The sequence below is a fragment of the Arthrobacter cavernae genome, assembly GCF_017368795.1.
GTDB classification, from domain to species: Bacteria; Actinomycetota; Actinomycetes; order Actinomycetales; family Micrococcaceae; genus Arthrobacter; species Arthrobacter cavernae.
Map to the genome: position 1 here is coordinate 58704 of NZ_JAFNLL010000004.1, position 17729 is coordinate 76432.

Sequence of the window (17729 nt, forward strand, 5' to 3'; positions counted from 1 at the left end):
CGGCGGAAACCGCAGGCTATTTGGGCCGTTCCGGAGGCTCCGCTCCAAATGTCAATTGTCGGTGCGAGTCAGTACGGTAGGTACATGAGTTACACCGAGTCGGCGGCGCCGGCAAACCACCTGACTGACACTGTTCTTCCCGTGCCGCCGGCAAGGGTTGACCGTGGCTCGGGGGAGCGCATGAAGCCAGGCATGGTGGAGGAGCTCATCGCTACGGGCTCCGCGAAGGCCATGGTGCTCTCTCAGAAGAAGGCCCTCGTGGCGCGGGACGGGCTCTGGTTCGGGGACGCCGCACCGTTGCTGGAGGAGCTCCAGGCCGCCGGCGCCGGGAACGTGACAGCCATTTATCTTGGCCGCACGCTCGGACCCTCATCCCTGGACGAGGGCACCCAGGTGCTGCTCTATGTCGCGGACGAGCTTCCGGCCGCTGGAACGGCAGGCATCCCGTCCGGGGTCGAAGCTGCAGGCTTCCGCGACGTCGCCGCGCAGCTGGATGCCACTGACACGGCGCTCTTCGTCGAGGCCAGCGCCATCGCCAACTGGCATGCCACGCACACGCACTGCCCCAAGTGCGGCACCCCCACCGTTATCGAAGCCGGCGGCTGGGTGCGGCGCTGCCCGCAGGACAACTCGGAGCACTACCCGCGGACCGATCCCGCCATCATCGTCACGGTGGTCGGCCCGGACGGACGCCTCCTGCTCGGCGGCGGCGGGCCTGCGGACGCCAAGAACTACTCCACGCTGGCCGGCTTCGTGGAGCCGGGGGAGTCACTGGAACAGGCCGTCGCCCGCGAAATCGCGGAAGAAGTCGGCGTCCGCGTCACGGCGTGCCAGTACCTTGGCTCGCAATCGTGGCCGTTCCCGGCCTCCCTCATGTTCGGGTTCACCGCCAGCACGGACGACGCCGTTGCCCGGCCCGACGGCGTCGAGGTCACCCGTGCGCGCTGGTTCAGCCGCGAGGAACTCCAGGCAGCCGTGCTCAGCGGCGAGATCACCATTTCCACCCGCCTCTCGATCGCCCGTTCGCTCATCGAGCACTGGTACGGCGGAGTCATTGAGGACCTCCAGCCATGACAGAAGGCATTTTCGACGCCGGCGCCTCCCTTGAGGAGCGGATCCTGGGCGGCCTTGATGCCGAGCAGCGCGACGTCGCCACCACGCTCACCGGCCCCCTGTGCGTCCTTGCCGGCGCCGGTACCGGAAAGACCCGGGCCATCACCCACCGCATCGCGTACGGGGTGCACTCCGGTGTCTACAGTCCGCAGCGGCTCCTCGCCGTCACGTTCACCGCCCGCGCCGCCGCCGAAATGCGCAGCCGCCTCCGGGATCTGGGCGTCGGCAATGTGCAGGCCCGGACCTTCCACGCCGCCGCGCTGCGGCAGCTGCAGTTCTTCTGGCCCCAGGCGATCGGCGGCACGCTGCCCAATCTCCTGGACCACAAGGCCAACATGATTGCCGAGGCCGCCCGGCGCCTGCGCCTCAGCACGGACCGCGCCTCCATCCGCGATCTTGCAGCCGAGATTGAATGGGCCAAGGTGTCCATGCTGACCCCTGCGAACTACCTGGAGAACGCCCTGGGTCGCGGCACTCCCGGCGGCTTCGACCTCACCGCAGTGTCCCGCGTGTTCCAGTCCTATGAGGACATCAAGACCGACCGCAACGTCATCGACTTCGAGGACGTGCTCCTGATCACCGTCGGCATCCTCCAGGAAGACCCCAAGGTAGCGGCCACGGTCCGGGAGCAGTACCGGCACTTCGTGGTGGATGAGTACCAGGACGTTTCCCCGCTGCAGCAGCGGCTCCTGGAGCTGTGGCTGGGCGGCCGGGATGAACTCTGCGTGGTGGGCGATTCCAGCCAGACCATCTACTCCTTCACAGGAGCATCACCCAAGCATCTGCTCGGCTTCAAGGCGCAGTACCCGGGCGCCAGCGTGGTCAAGCTGGTCCGCGACTACCGTTCCACCCCGCAGGTAGTGAAGCTCGCGAACGATCTTCTCGGCTCGCGCCGGAGCGGCGGCCCTGTGGCCGACGCCGCGTGGGCGGCCCCGCTCAAGCTCGTGGCCCAGCGGCCGTCCGGCCCCGAACCGCGCTTCATGGAATGCCCGGACGACGAGGCCGAGGCCGCCGTCGTGGCCGGCAGGATCCGTGAACTGCTCGACGCCGGCGTGAAGGCCAGCGAGGTGGCCGTGCTGTTCCGCACCAACGGGCAGTCGGAAGCCTATGAACAGGCGCTGGCCTCGGCCGGCATCGGCTACCAGCTCCGCGGCGGCGAAAGGTTCTTCGCCCGCAAGGAAGTCCGCGACGCCATCCTGCAGCTGCGCGCGGCGACGCGGGCCGTGGCCGAAGGCCCCCGGGAGCCGCTTGGCCAGATTGTCCGGGACATCCTGGCCTCGCTCGGCTACACGGATGCCGCCCCGCACAATGGCGGTGCACTGCGCGAACGCTGGGAATCGCTGGCCGCCCTCGTGGCCCTGGCCGATGAGCTCGCCGTGAGCAGGGGCGGGGAATTCACCCTGGCCGAATTCGTCAATGAACTCCAGGAACGCTCGGTGGCCCAGCACGCCCCCACCGTCCAGGGCGTCACCCTGGCCTCGCTGCACGCCGCGAAGGGCCTCGAATGGGACGCCGTGTTCCTGGTGGGCCTCAGCGAAGGGCTCATGCCCATTTCTTTCGCCGACACCCCGGAAAGCGTGGATGAGGAACGGCGCCTGCTCTATGTGGGGATCACCCGTGCCCGCGAGCACCTGACTTTGTCCTGGTCCACGGCCCGCACCCCAGGCGGCCGCGCCAACCGCAAGCCCTCCCGTTTCCTTGACGGACTGCGTCCGGATTCTGTGGTCGGTGCCAGCGCCCGCAGTCGGACCGGGTCCATCAAGCGCAAGGCCGCAGCGCCGGCGTCGTGCAGGGTCTGCGGCAGCATGCTGGCCACCGGCGCCGAACGCAAGGTGGGGCGCTGCAGTCAGTGCCCGCCCACGTACGAGGAACAGACCTTCGAGGCCCTGCGCCAGTGGCGCAAGGACGAGGCCCAGTCCAACGACATACCCGCCTACGTGGTGTTCACCGACGCCACCCTCACGGCCATTGCCGAGGCCAAGCCCGCAAGCCTTGAAGAGCTGTCCACCCTGGCCGGTGTCGGGCCCTCGAAGCTTGAGAAGTACGGCGAAGCGGTGCTTGCCGTCCTGGCCGGGAACACGGGGGAGTAATGCCACCCATTGCCGGCGGCCGCGGAGCGGTCCCCTTGACCGCCGACGACTTGACCCCCGGCGGCTTGACCACCCACGGTGGCGCCCCCGTGATCGTCCGCCGTTCGGCCAGGCGCAGCCGCACCGTGGCGGCGTTCTGGGAGGACGGCAAAGCCGTGGTCGCCATCCCCGCCCACTTCACCAAGGCCCAGGAGAGCGAGTGGGTCCGGCGGATGCTGGACAAGCTGCGCAAGCAGGGGGAGCGCCGCGCCCGGGGCACCGGGAAGCGCCGCCCCGCCAATGATGCCGCACTCGCCGACCATGCCGCCGCGCTCTCCGGGACATATCTGGGCGGACGGGCGGTCCCGACGTCGGTCCGCTGGGTGGGCAACCAGAACTCACGCTGGGGATCGGCCACGCCGGCGGACGGGAGCATCCGGCTCTCTGACAAGCTGCGGGCCATGCCGCAGTGGGTGATCGACTACGTGCTGCTGCACGAGCTCGCGCACCTGCTGGTCGCCGGGCACAATGCCGCCTTCTGGCGGCTGCTGGAGGCCTACCCGGAGACCGAACGTGCCAAGGCCTTCCTGGAAGGCGTCACCTTCGCCACCTCGCGCGGGCTGGGCCCGGACGAAGGTGCTCAGGCCTTCGGCTCGCCGGAATCCGTTCCGTCCGAAGCATCGCCGTCTTCTGGACCTGCGGCATCGGAAGGTCCTTCGGCCGGGGTGTCGTAGCCGCCGTCGAGCAGCTTCTGCAAAGCGTCGTCCACCTCGCTGTCGCTGGCTTCGGCCAAGCGCCGCCGCTCGGAGAAGCCCAGGGGATCGTCCAGGTCCTCGCCGGTTGGCAGGAGATCGGGGTGGTGCCAGATGGCGTCGCGGCCCGCGATGCCCCTTTCCTTCGTGAGGGTCGCCCACAGCGTGGCTGCCTCGCGCAGCCGGCGCGGGCGCAGTTCAAGGCCCACCAGGGAGGAGAAGGCGTGTTCGGCGGGGCCGCCCGTGGCGCGGCGGCGGCGGACTGTTTCGCGCAGGGCCGTGGCCGAGGGCAGGAGCTTTTCCGTGGCGGCGGCCGTGAGCTCGTCCACCCAGCCCTCCACCAGCGCCAGCGCGGTTTCCAGCTTCTCCAGGGCAGCGGTCTGCTCCGGGGTGCGTTCCGGGGTAAAGACACCTTGCGAGAGGGCCTCCTGGATGCCTTCTGGGTTGCCGGGATCCAGATCCCGGGCGAGGTCCTCGATGCGGGACATGTCGATGTGGATGCCGCGGGCGTAGGCTTCGATTGCTCCGAGAAGGTGGCCGCGGAGCCACGGAACCTGAACGAAGAGGCGCGCATGCGCGGCCTCGCGCACGGCCAGGAACAGGCGGACGTCGTTCTCCGGCAGGCTGAGCCCTTCGCCGAACTTCGCCACGTTGGCGGGCAGCAGGGCCATTTCCAGGTCCGCGAGCGGCACGCCGATATCCGTGGAGCTGACGACTTCCGCCGAGAGGGCGCCGATGGCCTGACCCAGCTGCATTCCGAAGATGGCGCCGCCCATGTTCTGCAGCACGTTGGACGCGCCGCCCATCATGGACTTCATCTCTTCGGGCATCTGCTGTGTCAGGGCGTTCGAGAGCGCGTTGGCGATGCTGTTGGCCACTGGCTCCGTGAGGCGCTTCCATGTCCCCAGGGTGGCCTCGACCCACTCGGCGCGGGACCAGGCACGTCCGATAAGGCCTGTGGCGGAAAGGTCGGTGACCGGGTCCAGCCACAGCTCGGCCAGGCGCAGGGCTTCGTCGATTTCACGGGCCTGCAGGGAATTCACGGAGGGGTCGCTGCCGGCCGCTGCCACACGGCGGGCGTTCTCATGGGCCAGCTGCCAGTTGACCGGTCCTTCGGAGGTGGAGCTCATCATGGCCTGCACCTGTGCGAACATCTGCTGGAACAGCTGGGGATCGTTGGGCAGGCCGGCTGCCTTGGCCAGTTCGGCGGGATCGATGTTCCCCAGTCCCTGCCCACCCATCAGGTTCTGCAACATCTCTGCCAGCGGATCCTTGGGCGCGTCGTCGTCGTTGGACGGATTGTTGGGGTTGGAGGTCATGGTGCCGCCGATCGTCGAACTGGCTGGTGATCTCTTTCACCGTACCGCGCAGCCCCGGGGCTGTCTGCCTGAATGTGGCGCCGTTCGCTGTAGGCAAAGCACTCCCTTGGCGGCCGAACGCGTAATGTGGATATTTGGTACGTGCCCGTCGCCGCAATTGCGTGGCCGGAGCCATAGCGTCGCGCAGAAGCATGCAGACAGGGAGAGGCCCTCATTGACTACTTTGCCGCCCCCCGCTGAACCAGCGGATCCGGCGTCGACGTTCGACGCCGGATGGCAGCCCGTGCCGGCGGAACCACCGCGGGACAAGCGCCACAGGATCATGATGGTCTCCGGACTGCTGGCGCTGGGCCTGGGCATCGGCGCAGCCGCCCTTCCCGTGCCGTACGTCATTGAGTCGCCCGGTCCCACCTTCAATACCCTGGGCACCAGCGGCGACCATCCCGTCATCTCCGTCAGCGGACATGAGAGCTATCCGGCCAAGGGCAGCCTGGATCTCACCACCGTCTACATCAGCGGCGGCCCGAAGGGACCGGTGACCATTTTCGACGCCTTCAGGGCCTGGGTGGACAGCACCCAGGCGGTCTATCCGGAGGAACTGGTGTTCCCCACGGGGGTCACCGAAGAACAATCGGAGCAGGAAAGCACGGTGGCCATGGCCACCTCCCAGGAGAACGCGGTGGCGGCAGCGCTCCGGGAACTGAAGATTCCCTTCGGGCAGGAACTGCAGGTCGCCGGCCTCAGTGATTCCTCGGCCTCGGCCGGGAAGCTCCAGGAAGGCGATGTTTTCACGTCGATCAACGGCAAGCCCGCAAGCACCCTCAGCACCATCCAGGCTGAGCTGGCCGCCGGAGCCGGGGCACCCGCCGTCGTCGTGGTTGACCGCAACGGCACGCCGGTGACCGAAACCATTACGCCCGGCAAGAGCCCTTCCGGCCGGTACGTGCTCGGGGTGCTTCTCGGGTACGACTTCACGTTCCCGTTCGACGTCAGCATTTCCCTCGAGAATGTCGGCGGCCCCAGCGCCGGCATGATGTTCGCCCTGGGGATCATGGACACCGTGACGCCGGGCGATCTGACCGGCGGAAAGCACATCGCCGGAACCGGGACCATTTCGCCTGAAGGCGCTGTAGGACCCATCGGCGGGATCGCCCAGAAGATGCACGGCGCCCGGGAGGGCGGGGCCACCATGTTCCTGGCTCCCGCGGAGAACTGCGACGACGTGGTGGGCCACATTCCGGATGGGCTCCAGGTGGTCAAGGTGGCCACCCTGTCCGAGGCGACGGCTGCCGTGGAGCGGCTCGCCGCCGGACAGGACACGGCTGGCCTGCCCGCATGCTCCAAGAACTAGACTGACTGTGGAACTTAGCTCCACCGCCACTCGTGGCATATATGACGGCCCTTCGCCATCAGCTTCCGGCTAGGGGCCGTCAGACACACGCACACCGACTGTTAACTGACGACCAGCTATGAGGTACCGAGTTTGTCCCGTCCCGCCAGCTCCAACCCGCCCGGAAGACCGCCGCTGAGGCGGGGTGCCCTGACGCCGACTTTGATCGTCGTCGCGGTGGCCGTCGTGGGGTTCATCTTCTTCGCCAACGTGTGGACCGATGTCCTCTGGTACCAGCAGCTGGGCTTCTTCGAAGTCTATGTCCGCGAAAACCTGGCCCGGATCATCACGTTCCTGATCGGCTTCGCCCTAATGTTCACGGCTGTCTTCTACGCCATCCGGATCGCCTACCACGCCAGGCCCGTGTACGCCCCGGACGCCGAATCCCGCGACAACCTCAACCGCTACCAGGCGCAGCTTGAGCCCGTGCGACGCGTGGTCATGGTGGGCCTGCCCGTGCTGTTCGGCCTCTTTGCCGGCAGCGCGGCCGCAAGCCAGTGGCAGAAGGTGCTGCTGTTCTTCAACCAGGAGCAGTTCGGCCAGACGGACCCGCAGTTCGGCCTGGACATCAGTTTCTACCTGATGACGCTGCCGTTCCTGGGCTTCCTCACCGGCTTCTTCATCAGCATCGCCGTGGTGGCCGGCATCGCAGGCATCCTGACGCACTACCTCTATGGCAGCATCCGGCTCATGGAGCGCGGCATTTTCACCAGCCGCGCGGCCCAGATCCACCTCGCCGTCACCGGCGCGTTTTTCCTCCTGCTGCTGGGCGCCAACTTCTGGCTGGACAGCTACGCCACCGTGCAGAGCTCCAACCCGGGCCGCTGGGCCGGCGCGCTGTACACCGACGTGAACGCGGTCATCCCCACGAAGGCGATCCTCGCCGTCGCCGCGGGCTTGGTGGCCATCCTGTTCATCGTGGCCGCCGTGATCGGCCGCTGGCGCCTCCCGGTGATCGGCACCGCAATGCTGATCATCACGGCTATCCTGGCCGGCGGCGTCTACCCGTGGGTCATCCAGCAGTTCCAGGTCCGCCCTTCCGAGCAGACCCTGGAAAACAAGTTCATTGAGCGCAACATCTCCATGACGCGCGCCGCCTACGGCCTGGACAAGGTCAAGGCATCCGCGTATGAGGCCACCACCACCGCCACCACGGGAGCACTCGCGAAGGACGCCCAGACGACGGCGAACATCCGCCTGCTGGATCCGAACCTGGTTTCCTCCGCCTTCGGGCAGCTGGAGCAGTACCGTCCGTACTACCAGTTCCCCAAGAGCCTGAATGTGGACCGCTACACCGTGGACGGCAAGGTCCAGGACACCGTCATCGCCGTCCGCGAGCTCAACGCGGATGGCGTCACCGCTGGCCAGCAGACCTGGGTCAACCGGCACACGGTCTACACCCACGGGTACGGCGTGGTGGCGGCCAAGGGCAACAAGTTCACCGCCGACGGCAAGCCCGACTTCCTACTGTCCGGCATTCCGTCCAACGGCGTGCTCGGCGACGACACCAGCTACCAGCCGCGCATCTACTTCGGCGAGAACACCTTGGACTACTCCATTGTCGGAGCCCCGGCAGGCGCCCCGCACCGTGAGCAGGACCGTCCCGCCAGCAAGGATGCTGCCGTTGACACCCAGTACACGTTTGATGGCAACGGTGGACCGCACGTGGGCAACTGGCTCAACCGCATCCTGTACTCCATCAAGTTCCAGTCCTCTGACCTCCTGCTCTCGGACGGAGTCAACGAGAAATCCCAGATCCTGTACGACCGCACGCCCCGCGAGCGTGTGGAAAAGCTGGCCCCGTACTTGACCGTCGATGGCAACGCCTATCCGGCAGTGGTTGACGGCCGCGTGAAGTGGATCGTGGACGGCTACACCACCAGCCAGTACTTCCCGTATTCCCAGCAGCAACAGCTGCAGAACGCCACGGCTGATTCCCAGACCACGGCAGGACGCACAGTGGCGCTGCCGAACAGTTCAGTGAACTACATCCGGAACTCGGTCAAAGCCACCGTGGACGCCTACGACGGTTCGGTGACCCTGTACGCCTGGGACGACCAGGACCCCATCCTGAAGTCCTGGCAGAAGATCTTCCCGAGCACCATCAAGCCCTACACGGAAATGTCCGGCCAGCTCATGAGCCACGTCCGCTACCCGGAAGACCTGTTCAAGGTCCAGCGTGAACTGCTCGGCCGCTACCACGTCACCAACGCCGAAACCTTCTACAAGAACAGCGACGCCTGGAGCGTTCCGAACGACCCCACGGTCACGGACCCCGTCAAGCAGCCCCCGTTCTACATGTCGCTGCAGATGCCTGACCAGGACAAGACAGCCTTCCAGCTGACCTCGTCCTTCATCCCGCAGGTGGTCAACGGCAACGCCCGCAACATTCTCTACGGCTTCCTTGCAGCGGATTCGGATGCGGGCGACGTCAAGGGAGTCAAAGCTGAGAGCTACGGCCAGCTGCGCCTCCTGCAGTTGCCCACAAACACGCAGGTGCCCGGCCCCGGCCAGGCCCAGAACAAGTTCAACTCCGACCCCGAGGTGTCGCGGGAACTGAACCTGCTGCGCCAGGGTGCTTCGGATGTATTGAACGGCAATCTGCTGACCCTTCCCGTGGGTGGCGGCCTGCTCTACGTGCAGCCGGTGTACTTGAAGTCGACGGGCGAGACGTCCTACCCGACGCTGCAGCGCGTGTTGGTTGCCTTCGGCGACAAGGTCGGCTTCGCAGCCACCCTGGATGAAGCGCTGGACGAGCTCTTCGGCGGAGACTCCGGAGCCACAGCAGGCGACTCGGCAAACAACGGCCAGACTCCCACGACGCCGGGAACCACGCCTCCTGCGCCCGGCCTTGCGGACGCCAAGGCAGAGCTGAAGGCGGCACTGGACGAGGCCAACAAGGCCATCCAAGACGGCCAGGCCGCCCTCGCCAAGGGTGATTTTGCCGGTTACGGTGCGCAGCAGACGAAGCTCTCCGAAGCGTTGAAGAAGGCGATCGACGCCGAGACCCGCCTGGGCGTGACGCCGGCACCGATTACGACGCCGAGCCCGTCGCCGACCGCAACGCCGTCGCCGTAGCCGAGCAACTAGGCTGCCGGTCAAGCGGCCCGCCGGGCAGATAGCCTGACGGAACAGTAGTGATGAGGCCGGTGCCCGCCCCGTTTTGGGACGGGCACCGGCTTTTTCGTGCCCTGTGGCCGGATACTGGTGCAGCCCCGGCAGTAGGGAGATGCACATCACGCCGCCAGGATTTGGTCTGCCATTCACCGGACGGTAATGTTGTTCTTGCGACGCGGGGTGGAGCAGTTCGGTAGCTCGCTGGGCTCATAACCCAGAGGTCACAGGTTCAAATCCTGTCCCCGCAACCACGTTGAGAAGGTCCCAATCAGCCATGCTGATTGGGACCTTCCGCATTTCCCGCTCTTTCCCCGGCCCTCCCCGTGCGCGGACGCCCATTCCGGGCGTCCCGGAAAGAACGTGCCTGGATCCATGGAAATTACTTGCACTTCCTAGTATTCTCAGTTCAGGGCGTCACCCATTTTGCGCCGTGGGAGTTGCCGAATGAAGATCGTCGTGCTGATCAAGCAGGTGCCGGACATCCCGGCGAACAGGAGTGTCCATGTTTGAACTGACGGAAGACCAGCAGGCAGTGGTGGAGACGGTGCGTGATTTCGCCACGACAGCCATCGCGCCGCATGCCGCCAAATGGGACGAGACCAAGCACTTCCCGGTCGATGTGCTCCTTGAGGCCGGCACCCTGGGCATGGGCGGCATCTACGTCTCGGAGGAGTTTGGCGGCTCCGGGATGACCCGGACCGATGCCGTGCTGATCTTCGAGGAACTTGCCAAGGCCTGCCCCACCATTGCGGCCTACATTTCCATCCACAACATGGTGGCCTGGATGATCGACGCCTTCGGCAATCAGCAGCAGCGCGCCGACTGGGTGCCACAGCTGGCGTCCATGGAGTGCCTGGGCAGCTATTGCCTCACGGAACCCGGAGCTGGATCCGATGCGGCGGCGCTGAGCACCAGGGCAGTGCGCGACGGCGACGATTATGTTCTCAACGGAACCAAACAGTTCATCTCGGGAGCGGGAGCCGCGGGACTGTATGTGGTCATGGCACGCACGGCCGATACCGGCAGCCGCGGCATCACGGCCATCGTGGTGCCGGCCGGTGTCCAGGGCATGTCCTTCGGACCCAACGAGAAGAAAATGGGCTGGAACGCCCAGCCCACACGGCAGATCATCTTCGAGGACGTCCGGGTCCCCGTTGCCAACCGGCTCGGCGAAGAGGGCAGCGGTTTCGGCATCGCCATGAAGGGGCTCAACGGCGGCCGGGTCAACATGGGGGCATGCTCGCTGGGCGGGGGACAGGCCGCGCTGGAGAAGTCCATCGCCTACCTGAAGTCCCGTACCGCATTCGGCGGGCCGCTCATCAACCAGCAGGCCCTGCTGTTCGAGATCGCGGACATGGACACGGAGCTGGAAACCGCGCGGACGCTCCTGCTGCGCGCTGCCGATGCCTTGGAGCGTGGCGCCCCGGATACGGTGCGGCTCTGCGCCATGGCCAAGCGCGTGGCCACCGACGCCGGCTTCAGCGTGGCCAACAAGGCCCTCCAGCTGCACGGCGGCTACGGCTATCTGGCCGAATACGGCATTGAGAAGATCGTCCGGGACCTGCGCGTGCACCAGATCCTGGAGGGCAGCAACGAGATCATGCGCCTGATCATCGGCCGACTGGCAGTGGAGGACTAGGAGCTGCGCAGCCCCCGAGTTGGTTCCAGCCGCGTTCACCTGTACAGTTGGTCGAGCGACGCGGGGTGGAGCAGTTCGGTAGCTCGCTGGGCTCATAACCCAGAGGTCACAGGTTCAAATCCTGTCCCCGCAACTGGAGAAAAGGTCCGGATCAGTGGAAACACTGATCCGGACCTTTTTGTTTTGCGGTTTTTATCTCCTAAAACCCGGTCTTGTTCGCAATTCCGGCCGTTCAAGGTGCGGAATAGCGAATAAGGCCCGGAAATGTGGCAGGAGATCCACGGCGACGTCGGTATGCCCGCTGCGCCGAGGCGATACGCCGCCAGTTGACGTCAGGCCCGTGTGTTAGCGTCAATCATCTTGAGATGTCGTGAAACATTACTTCAAGAGCTCACAGCCGGTGCCGGAAGGTGCGAGATTGGAAGTGTGATGGACACCAGAGTTGACGCGGCCTCCGGAGCCGCCGGAGTACTGCGGCGGGACAGCCCCGTTTCTGTCTACCAGCAGCTTGCGGATGCCCTGACGGAGCGGATCGGCGAGCTGGATCCGGGGGCCCGGCTGCCCACAGAGGAAGAGCTGATGGAGAAGTACGCCATCAGCCGCACCACCGTCCGCAAAGCGATTCAGATGCTGGCAGACAAGGGCCTGCTGGTCCGGCGGCAGGGCAAGGGCACCTTCGTCATGTCGCAGCGTCCCGTGCCGACACTCAACCGCCTGGCACCGTTCATGGAATCGTTCACTGCCGCCGGCATCAAGACCGTGAAGTCGCTGCTTGAATATAGGTGGATCGAGAAGGACTCGACTGTACCGCCGAAACTCCGTTCGGAAGACAACCTGGTCCTCATGGTCCGCCGTGCGTACCTGAGTGAAGGATGGCCATACGCGCTGGCGGAGATCTTCATCCCGTCCCAAATAGGCAGGCACATCAGCCGGGCCGACGTGGAGCGCAATTCCATCTACCAGGTCATCCAAGACCGCGCACACATTCCCCTGGTACGGGCCGAGATTACCGTGACGATGCAGCAGCCGCCGGACCACGTGGCGGGCATGCTCGATGTCCACGGTTTTCCGATGGTTCCGCGCCTGGAAAGGACCACACTCGGAGCGAGCGGCGATGTTCTTGAATGCACAGTGACGTATTTCCATCCGAAGGGCTTCGAGATCCGTGCCGATGTGGCCACGGACGCTTCGTCAAGCTACGCGTAACCCCGGCTGATCTGGATTCCGAACGACAAAAGCAGCTGGCCGGCCCCTTACGGGATCCGGCCAGCTGCTTTGGCAGGCGTTGAGGCAGCCAGGCTGCCCGGCCTCTGGCTTTAGAGCCTGTCGAAGTCTGCTTCGTCAACCGTGCTGCCGGCTGCAGCCGTGCCTCCGGCGCCGATGGCCGGCTTGGCGCCGCCGGACTTCAGGGCCGCCAGGCGTGCTTCGATCTCGGTCTGCTCGCCCAGGTCCTCGAGCTGGTTGAACTGCGCGTCCAGGCTGGATGCGGCGAGCTCCTGCTGGCCCAGGACCTTGGCCTCTTCGCGGCGGATCTTCTCTTCGAAGCGGCCCACCTCGCTGGTGGGGTCCATGATGTCGATGCTCTTGAGGGCATCGTGCACCTGGGACTGGGCCGCCGCTGTCTTGGACCGGGCCACCAGTTCGTTGCGCTTGCTGGTGAGCTGGTTCAGCTTGTTCTTCATCTGGTCAAGCCCGCCCTTGAGCTTGTCCACCACCTCGGTCTGCGAGGCGATGTTCGGCTCCGCGGCCTTGGCCTCGGCCTCCGCCGACATCTGGCGCTGGATGGCCACCTTGGCGAGGTTGTCGAACTTCACGGCATCCACGGCGTCGCCGGCCGTGCGGTATTCGTCGGCCTTCCTGGACGCGGCGAGTGCCTTGTTGCCCCAGTCCTGGGCGTTCTTGATGTCCTCGTTGTAGTCCGCCTGGAGCATCCGAAGGTTACCGATGGTCTGGGCCACCGCGGACTCTGCCTCGGCGATATTGTTCGTGTAGTCGCGGACCATCTGGTCCAGCATCTTCTGCGGGTCCTCAGCCTGGTCCAGCAAAGCGTTGATGTTTGCCTTGGCGAGCTGCGCGATCCGACCGAAAATGGACTGCTTAACCATGGTGTTTGCCTTTCGTCCTGCTCAGTGGTGGCCACTGAAATCAGTGATCAGTTGTTGTACCGCTTCTACGTGAGGCATGGACCCCACCTAGTCTGTGGGCTAGAAGTCGCCGCCTCCGCCCGAGTCGCCGCCCCAGTCGCCGCCTCCGGAGTCACCGCCGCCGCCGAAGAAACCGCCGGAGTCGCCGCCGCCGTCGCTGTGGCCGCCGCCCCAGCCGCCTCCGCCGCCGTTGAGGATGGAGTTGATGAGGATGCCGCCCAGAATGGCGCCGCCGAGGCCGCCACCGCCGCCGCCGCCGAACATGCCGCCCCGGCCGTAGCCCTGCTGGGCATAGCCGCCGAACTGGTCCACATCGGCCTGAGCCAGCTGGGCAGCCTGCGCGGCCAGCGAGTGGGCCTGCTGGGCGTAGGTGAGCGCGGTGACAGGGTCGTTGCGGGAGATGGAGAGGGCGTAGTCTAGGTTGCGCTGGGCCTCGGCCAGGCGCGTGCGGGCCTCGGTGCCGACGCCGCCGCGGCGAGCGGTGATGTAGTCCGAGGTGGCGCTGATCTGCGACTGTGCGGCCATGATGGTCTGCTGCAGGGATGCCTGCGCACGGCGGGCCTGCTCCTGCTGGTCACGGATGCCCGTCAGGGACTGGTCCAGGGCCTGGTGCGCTGCCTCCACACGGTCGAGCGTGGCGATGGGGTCGATCTTGCCGCCTTGGATTTCCGCCTTCACCTGGGCCAGCGCGGATTCGACGCCGGCCACCGGTCCGGCGAGTTCGGGGTGTTCGCCGGACTGGATCATGGCCTTGGCCTGGGCCAGGTCCTGGCTGGTGTCCACGACGGCGTTCTCGAGAGCGTTCCGGGCCTCGTCCAGGCTACCTGCCACCTTCGTGATGGCGTCGATGAGGACGTTGGTCTGGTGGAGGCTTTCCTCGGCCGCACGCACGGCGACGGCCGCAAGGCTGTTCTCCCCGGCCGCCAGCTTTTCCTGTCCCGTGGCGCTGGCGTTCTGCACGAAGGCAAGCCGTTCCTTGGCCTGGGTGATGTTGTCCGCCACCTGCGTCAGAGCGCTGTCCGCGTACTTGGCGCGCAGCCCACTGAGTGACTGTTCGGCCCGGGCGATCTTCGCGTCCGCTTCCTTGGCTCCCGCGCCGACGGCGGCCAGTGCCTGAGGGGCGTTCTTTTCCAGCTCGCGCAGGGAATCGAAATCGGCTTTCTGTTCCTGCAGCGATGCCAGGGCGGCCTCGGAGCGGCGGATGATCTCGCCCAGCCAGCTGCGCTGCTGTTCCTCGGTGTCAGGAATATGGTCGTCCAGCTGCTGCTGCAGCTTGAACGACTCCGTCATGTGGCCCTTGGCTTCCTGCAGGGCTTTGGTGAAGTTCCCGACGGCGGAATCGCCGTATTGCGCCTGGGCGAAGCCGAGTTCCTGCTCGCTGGACTTGATGGCGTCGTCCGCCTCGATGAGGAGGGAGCCGCTCTTGTGCCGGAGTTCCGTGACGCTTAGGGAAGCGAGCGGATCAAGCTGCTGCCCCTGCGGGCCATAGCTGGCGCTGGAGGCCTGGCTCTTCTTGCGGCGGTTGCGCAGGTACAGGTAGGTACCCACGCCGCCGGCTGCGACAATGCCAGCGCCGATCAGGACGCCGGTGCCCGAGTCGCCGCTGGGAACCGTGCCGCTGCCGCCGCCCGCGGCGTCGCCAATGGCGGCAGCCGCGTTGATTGCAGCCTGGGCATAGTTGTTCTCACGCAGCTGCGGGTCGATGGCCTTACTGGTGATGCTGTCGCGCTGGGCGTTGGTGATCTTGCTGTTTGAAGGCTTGCTCAGCTGGTACTGCCGCGTGTCCGTCGCGACCGACAGGACCAGGGCATTTGCGCCCACGTTGGCCTTCTGGGCAACCTCCGCCGCCCAGGCAACGCGGTCTGTGGGGTTCTCGAATTTCTTCACGAACACGACATGCAGGGTCATGGCGTGGTCGGTCCCGAGCTTCTTGATGGCCTGCTCGACGTCAGCCTTCTTGCCCCCAAGGACTCCGGCCGAGTCCACAATCTTCGTGATCGGGTCCAGGGTCACCGGATCCTCGGCCCAGGCTGCGGTGGCCGGAAGGGCCAACACCCCAGCCACGCCGATCACGGCGAGTACACGTTTCAACATTGACCGCATGTGCAACCCTTCAGCACGTCTGCGACTGGAACAGGGCGAACCAATCGTCACAGAATGCAGCAGCGCCCCCACGCATGGTTTGTAAAGCCGCAGGTCGCTGTGGCAATTCCATTTGATTCTATGGTGCACCCTCCGGCGCGTCCACGGCGGTAAATATGCCGCCAGCGAAACGGGGAGAAGGCAGCATTTTTCCGGCGTTGAGCCGCAGCGTCCTCAGCCGCCGGACCTCGATCCGCTGCCTGAAACCTCGCAGTCCGCCGGCGTTCAGCAAGCTCCCAGCGAACGTCCGCTTTTGTTCCAGCAAGACGGGCCATAGTTGTATCAGACGAGGATGAAAGGAAGACCCATGACGGAGAACCCAGCGCAGGGCGCCGCACCTGAGAACCGTGGCCAGTACGGGCCCGCCCCGGAGCCAACCCAGGAGCCGGCCGGCGAGTTGCCCGAAGAAGCGCGCCTCCCCGAGGAAGCGCCCACGCAGCAGACGGCAGTTCAGCAGTCTGCCGTACAGCAGTCGGCCGTCGGTGAACCCGCAGGCACCGAGCCTGCTGCAGCATTCCAGCCCGTCCAGCCCGCGACGCCGGTCCAGCACCCGGTCCCCGAGTTCTCCCCTCCCCCCTTCTCCGGCCCGGACTACGGCGCACCGCAGCGGCCGAACTACCCGCAGCACCAGCCCTTCTACGGCGGGCCGCAGGGCACGCCCCAGACGCAGGGCATGCCCCAGCAGCAGTTCCCGCACGCCCCGCACCACTCCGCCGCGGTGACCACCAAGCGCAAGCCGGCGTTCGGCGTCGGGACCCTGGTGGCGAGCATCCTGGCGGCAGGGCTGATCGGCGGCGGCGTGGCTGCCACCAGCGGCTTGCTCCTGGGCGAGCGGACCCCGGCGGCGGTCAGCGGCAGCCAGCCCGGCACGGTCATCGTCAACAACACGGACGACGTCAACGTCATCACCGCCGCGGCTGCCAAGGCCTCGCCCAGCGTGGTGACCATCAAGGCCAGCAGCGGGAATGAAGGTGGCACGGGCTCGGGCATCATCATCGATGACAAGGGCCACATCCTCACCAACACGCACGTGGTGACGCTGGACGGCAAGACGGCCAAGGCCTCCGTCGAGGTCCGCACCAATGATGGCCGTATTTTGAAGGCCTCGGTGGTGGGCACCGACCCGCTCTCCGACCTTGCCGTCATCAAGGTGGACGACGCCTCCGGACTGGTCCCGGCGACCCTGGGCGATTCGGACAAGATCAACGTAGGGGACACCGCCGTCGCCATCGGTTCGCCGCTCGGGCTGACCGGAACGGTGACTGACGGCATTGTGTCCACGCTCAACCGCACCATCAGCGTGGCATCCTCGGCGGCGCCCAAGGACGGAACTGACGATACCCAGGGCGGTGACCAGGGCTTCCAGTTCGCCCCTCCCGGCGGCGGCCAGAGCCAGAGCAGCGCCAACGAGGGTTCGATCTCCATCAACGTGATCCAGACCGACGCGGCCATCAACCCCGGCAACTCCGGCGGCGCGCTCGTGAACAGCAAGGGCGAAATCATCGGGGTCAACGTCGCCATCGCCTCCGCAGGCAGCGACACCTCCGATTCCTCTTCCGGCAACATCGGCGTCGGCTTCAGCATCCCCATCAACCACGCCAAGCGCGTGGCCCAGGAGATCATCGATTCGGGCAAGGCCAGCCACGGCCAATTCGGCGTGAGCGTGCGCTCCAAGTCCGCCACCGGGAGCACCTCGGGCTTCTCGGTCGGCGCCGAGGTGGCCTCGGTGACGAGCGGTTCGGCGGCGGCCAAGGCGGGCATCAAGGTGGGCGATGTGGTCACGAAGTTCGGCACCCACGCCGTCAGTGATCCCAACCAGCTCACTGCGGCCGTCCGCGAAGAGCGGGCCGGCGCCACAGTCAAGGTGACGATCGTCCGCAACGGCCAGTCCCAGGAGATCGACGTGACCCTGGATGCGGCCGCCCAGTAGCGGCAGCACTGACAGCAGAATGCCCGACGGCGGGCGGTGCCGCAGCGGCGCCGCCCGCCGTCGGGCGTTGCCGGCAGGGCACGACGAAACAGGAGTTAACGCCCGCGAGGGTTT

General features: G+C 66.3%; 11 protein-coding genes and 2 tRNA genes. 10 read left to right on the plus strand and 3 right to left on the minus strand.

Translation table 11 applies throughout. The annotated features are described in order from the left end of the window. The first annotated feature begins 84 nt into the window (after nt 1-84). Genes nudC through J1902_RS02135 form a run of 3 tightly spaced genes read left to right on the plus strand, consistent with a single transcriptional unit; the run spans nt 85 to nt 3916 of the window. Nucleotides 85-1074: an NAD(+) diphosphatase gene (nudC, locus tag J1902_RS02125; RefSeq protein WP_207614618.1), complete on the plus strand. Its 990-nt coding sequence runs from the start codon at nt 85-87 to the stop codon at nt 1072-1074. After that, nucleotides 1071-3203, plus strand: coding sequence for an ATP-dependent DNA helicase UvrD2 (locus tag J1902_RS02130; protein ID WP_207614619.1), 2133 nt, complete (start codon nt 1071-1073; stop codon nt 3201-3203). The genes nudC and J1902_RS02130 overlap by 4 nt, the downstream gene beginning before the upstream one ends. Further along, nucleotides 3203-3916 (plus strand): M48 family metallopeptidase, encoded by a 714-nt coding sequence (locus tag J1902_RS02135; protein ID WP_207614620.1) that lies wholly within the window; start codon nt 3203-3205, stop codon nt 3914-3916. Before J1902_RS02130 ends, J1902_RS02135 begins: the two co-directional genes overlap by 1 nt. Here J1902_RS02135 and J1902_RS02140 read toward each other — a convergent pair. Then, complete coding sequence (locus J1902_RS02140; RefSeq protein WP_207614621.1) at nt 3823-5253, minus strand: zinc-dependent metalloprotease; 1431 nt, start codon at nt 5251-5253, stop codon at nt 3823-3825. The genes J1902_RS02135 and J1902_RS02140 overlap by 94 nt on opposite strands. A 214-nt stretch (nt 5254-5467) precedes the next feature. On the opposite strand from J1902_RS02140, the gene J1902_RS02145 reads away from it, so the two are divergent. The 6 genes from J1902_RS02145 to J1902_RS02170 all read left to right on the plus strand — a co-directional run bounded on the left by J1902_RS02145 (nt 5468) and on the right by J1902_RS02170 (nt 12605). Beyond that, on the plus strand, nt 5468-6604 hold the full coding sequence (locus J1902_RS02145; protein ID WP_372434321.1) for a YlbL family protein: 1137 nt from the start codon (nt 5468-5470) through the stop codon (nt 6602-6604). A 132-nt stretch (nt 6605-6736) separates the two neighbouring features. After that, entirely contained in the window at nt 6737-9721 is a 2985-nt protein-coding gene (locus J1902_RS02150) for a UPF0182 family membrane protein (RefSeq protein WP_207614622.1), read from the plus strand. A gap of 213 nt (nt 9722-9934) precedes the next feature. Next, nucleotides 9935-10011: transfer RNA gene (locus J1902_RS02155), tRNA-Met, on the plus strand. A gap of 251 nt (nt 10012-10262) precedes the next feature. Beyond that, nucleotides 10263-11399, plus strand: coding sequence for an acyl-CoA dehydrogenase family protein (locus tag J1902_RS02160; RefSeq protein ID WP_207614623.1), 1137 nt, complete (start codon nt 10263-10265; stop codon nt 11397-11399). A 59-nt stretch (nt 11400-11458) separates the two neighbouring features. Beyond that, nucleotides 11459-11532: transfer RNA gene (locus tag J1902_RS02165), tRNA-Met, on the plus strand. A gap of 296 nt (nt 11533-11828) precedes the next feature. Further along, the gene (locus J1902_RS02170; protein ID WP_207614624.1) at nt 11829-12605 is read left to right on the plus strand and encodes a GntR family transcriptional regulator; all 777 of its coding nucleotides are present in this window, start codon (nt 11829-11831) and stop codon (nt 12603-12605) included. Nucleotides 12606-12715: 110 nt separating this feature from the next. Here the strand turns inward: J1902_RS02170 and J1902_RS02175 are convergent, their stop codons facing one another. After that, entirely contained in the window at nt 12716-13504 is a 789-nt protein-coding gene (locus J1902_RS02175; protein WP_207614625.1) for a PspA/IM30 family protein, read from the minus strand. A 99-nt stretch (nt 13505-13603) separates the two neighbouring features. Further along, on the minus strand, nt 13604-15646 hold the full coding sequence (locus J1902_RS02180) for a TPM domain-containing protein (protein ID WP_207614626.1): 2043 nt from the start codon (nt 15644-15646) through the stop codon (nt 13604-13606). A gap of 346 nt (nt 15647-15992) precedes the next feature. Here J1902_RS02180 and J1902_RS02185 point away from each other — a divergent pair, with 346 nt between their 5' ends. After that, entirely contained in the window at nt 15993-17615 is a 1623-nt protein-coding gene (locus J1902_RS02185) for a S1C family serine protease (RefSeq protein ID WP_207614627.1), read from the plus strand. Nucleotides 17616-17729: the final 114 nt, after the last annotated feature.

Excerpts from the sequence above, each read along its gene's own strand:
- J1902_RS02170 (WP_207614624.1), top strand. The coding sequence starts at position 11,829 with ATGGACACCAGAGTTGACGCGGCCTCCGGAGCCGCCGGAGTACTGCGG.
- J1902_RS02180 (WP_207614626.1), bottom strand. The coding sequence starts at position 15,646 with ATGCGGTCAATGTTGAAACGTGTACTCGCCGTGATCGGCGTGGCTGGG.
- J1902_RS02160 (WP_207614623.1), top strand. The coding sequence starts at position 10,263 with ATGTTTGAACTGACGGAAGACCAGCAGGCAGTGGTGGAGACGGTGCGT.
- nudC (WP_207614618.1), top strand. The coding sequence starts at position 85 with ATGAGTTACACCGAGTCGGCGGCGCCGGCAAACCACCTGACTGACACT.
- J1902_RS02175 (WP_207614625.1), bottom strand. The coding sequence starts at position 13,504 with ATGGTTAAGCAGTCCATTTTCGGTCGGATCGCGCAGCTCGCCAAGGCA.
- J1902_RS02185 (WP_207614627.1), top strand. The coding sequence starts at position 15,993 with ATGACGGAGAACCCAGCGCAGGGCGCCGCACCTGAGAACCGTGGCCAG.
- J1902_RS02130 (WP_207614619.1), top strand. The coding sequence starts at position 1,071 with ATGACAGAAGGCATTTTCGACGCCGGCGCCTCCCTTGAGGAGCGGATC.
- J1902_RS02135 (WP_207614620.1), top strand. The coding sequence starts at position 3,203 with ATGCCACCCATTGCCGGCGGCCGCGGAGCGGTCCCCTTGACCGCCGAC.
- J1902_RS02140 (WP_207614621.1), bottom strand. The coding sequence starts at position 5,253 with ATGACCTCCAACCCCAACAATCCGTCCAACGACGACGACGCGCCCAAG.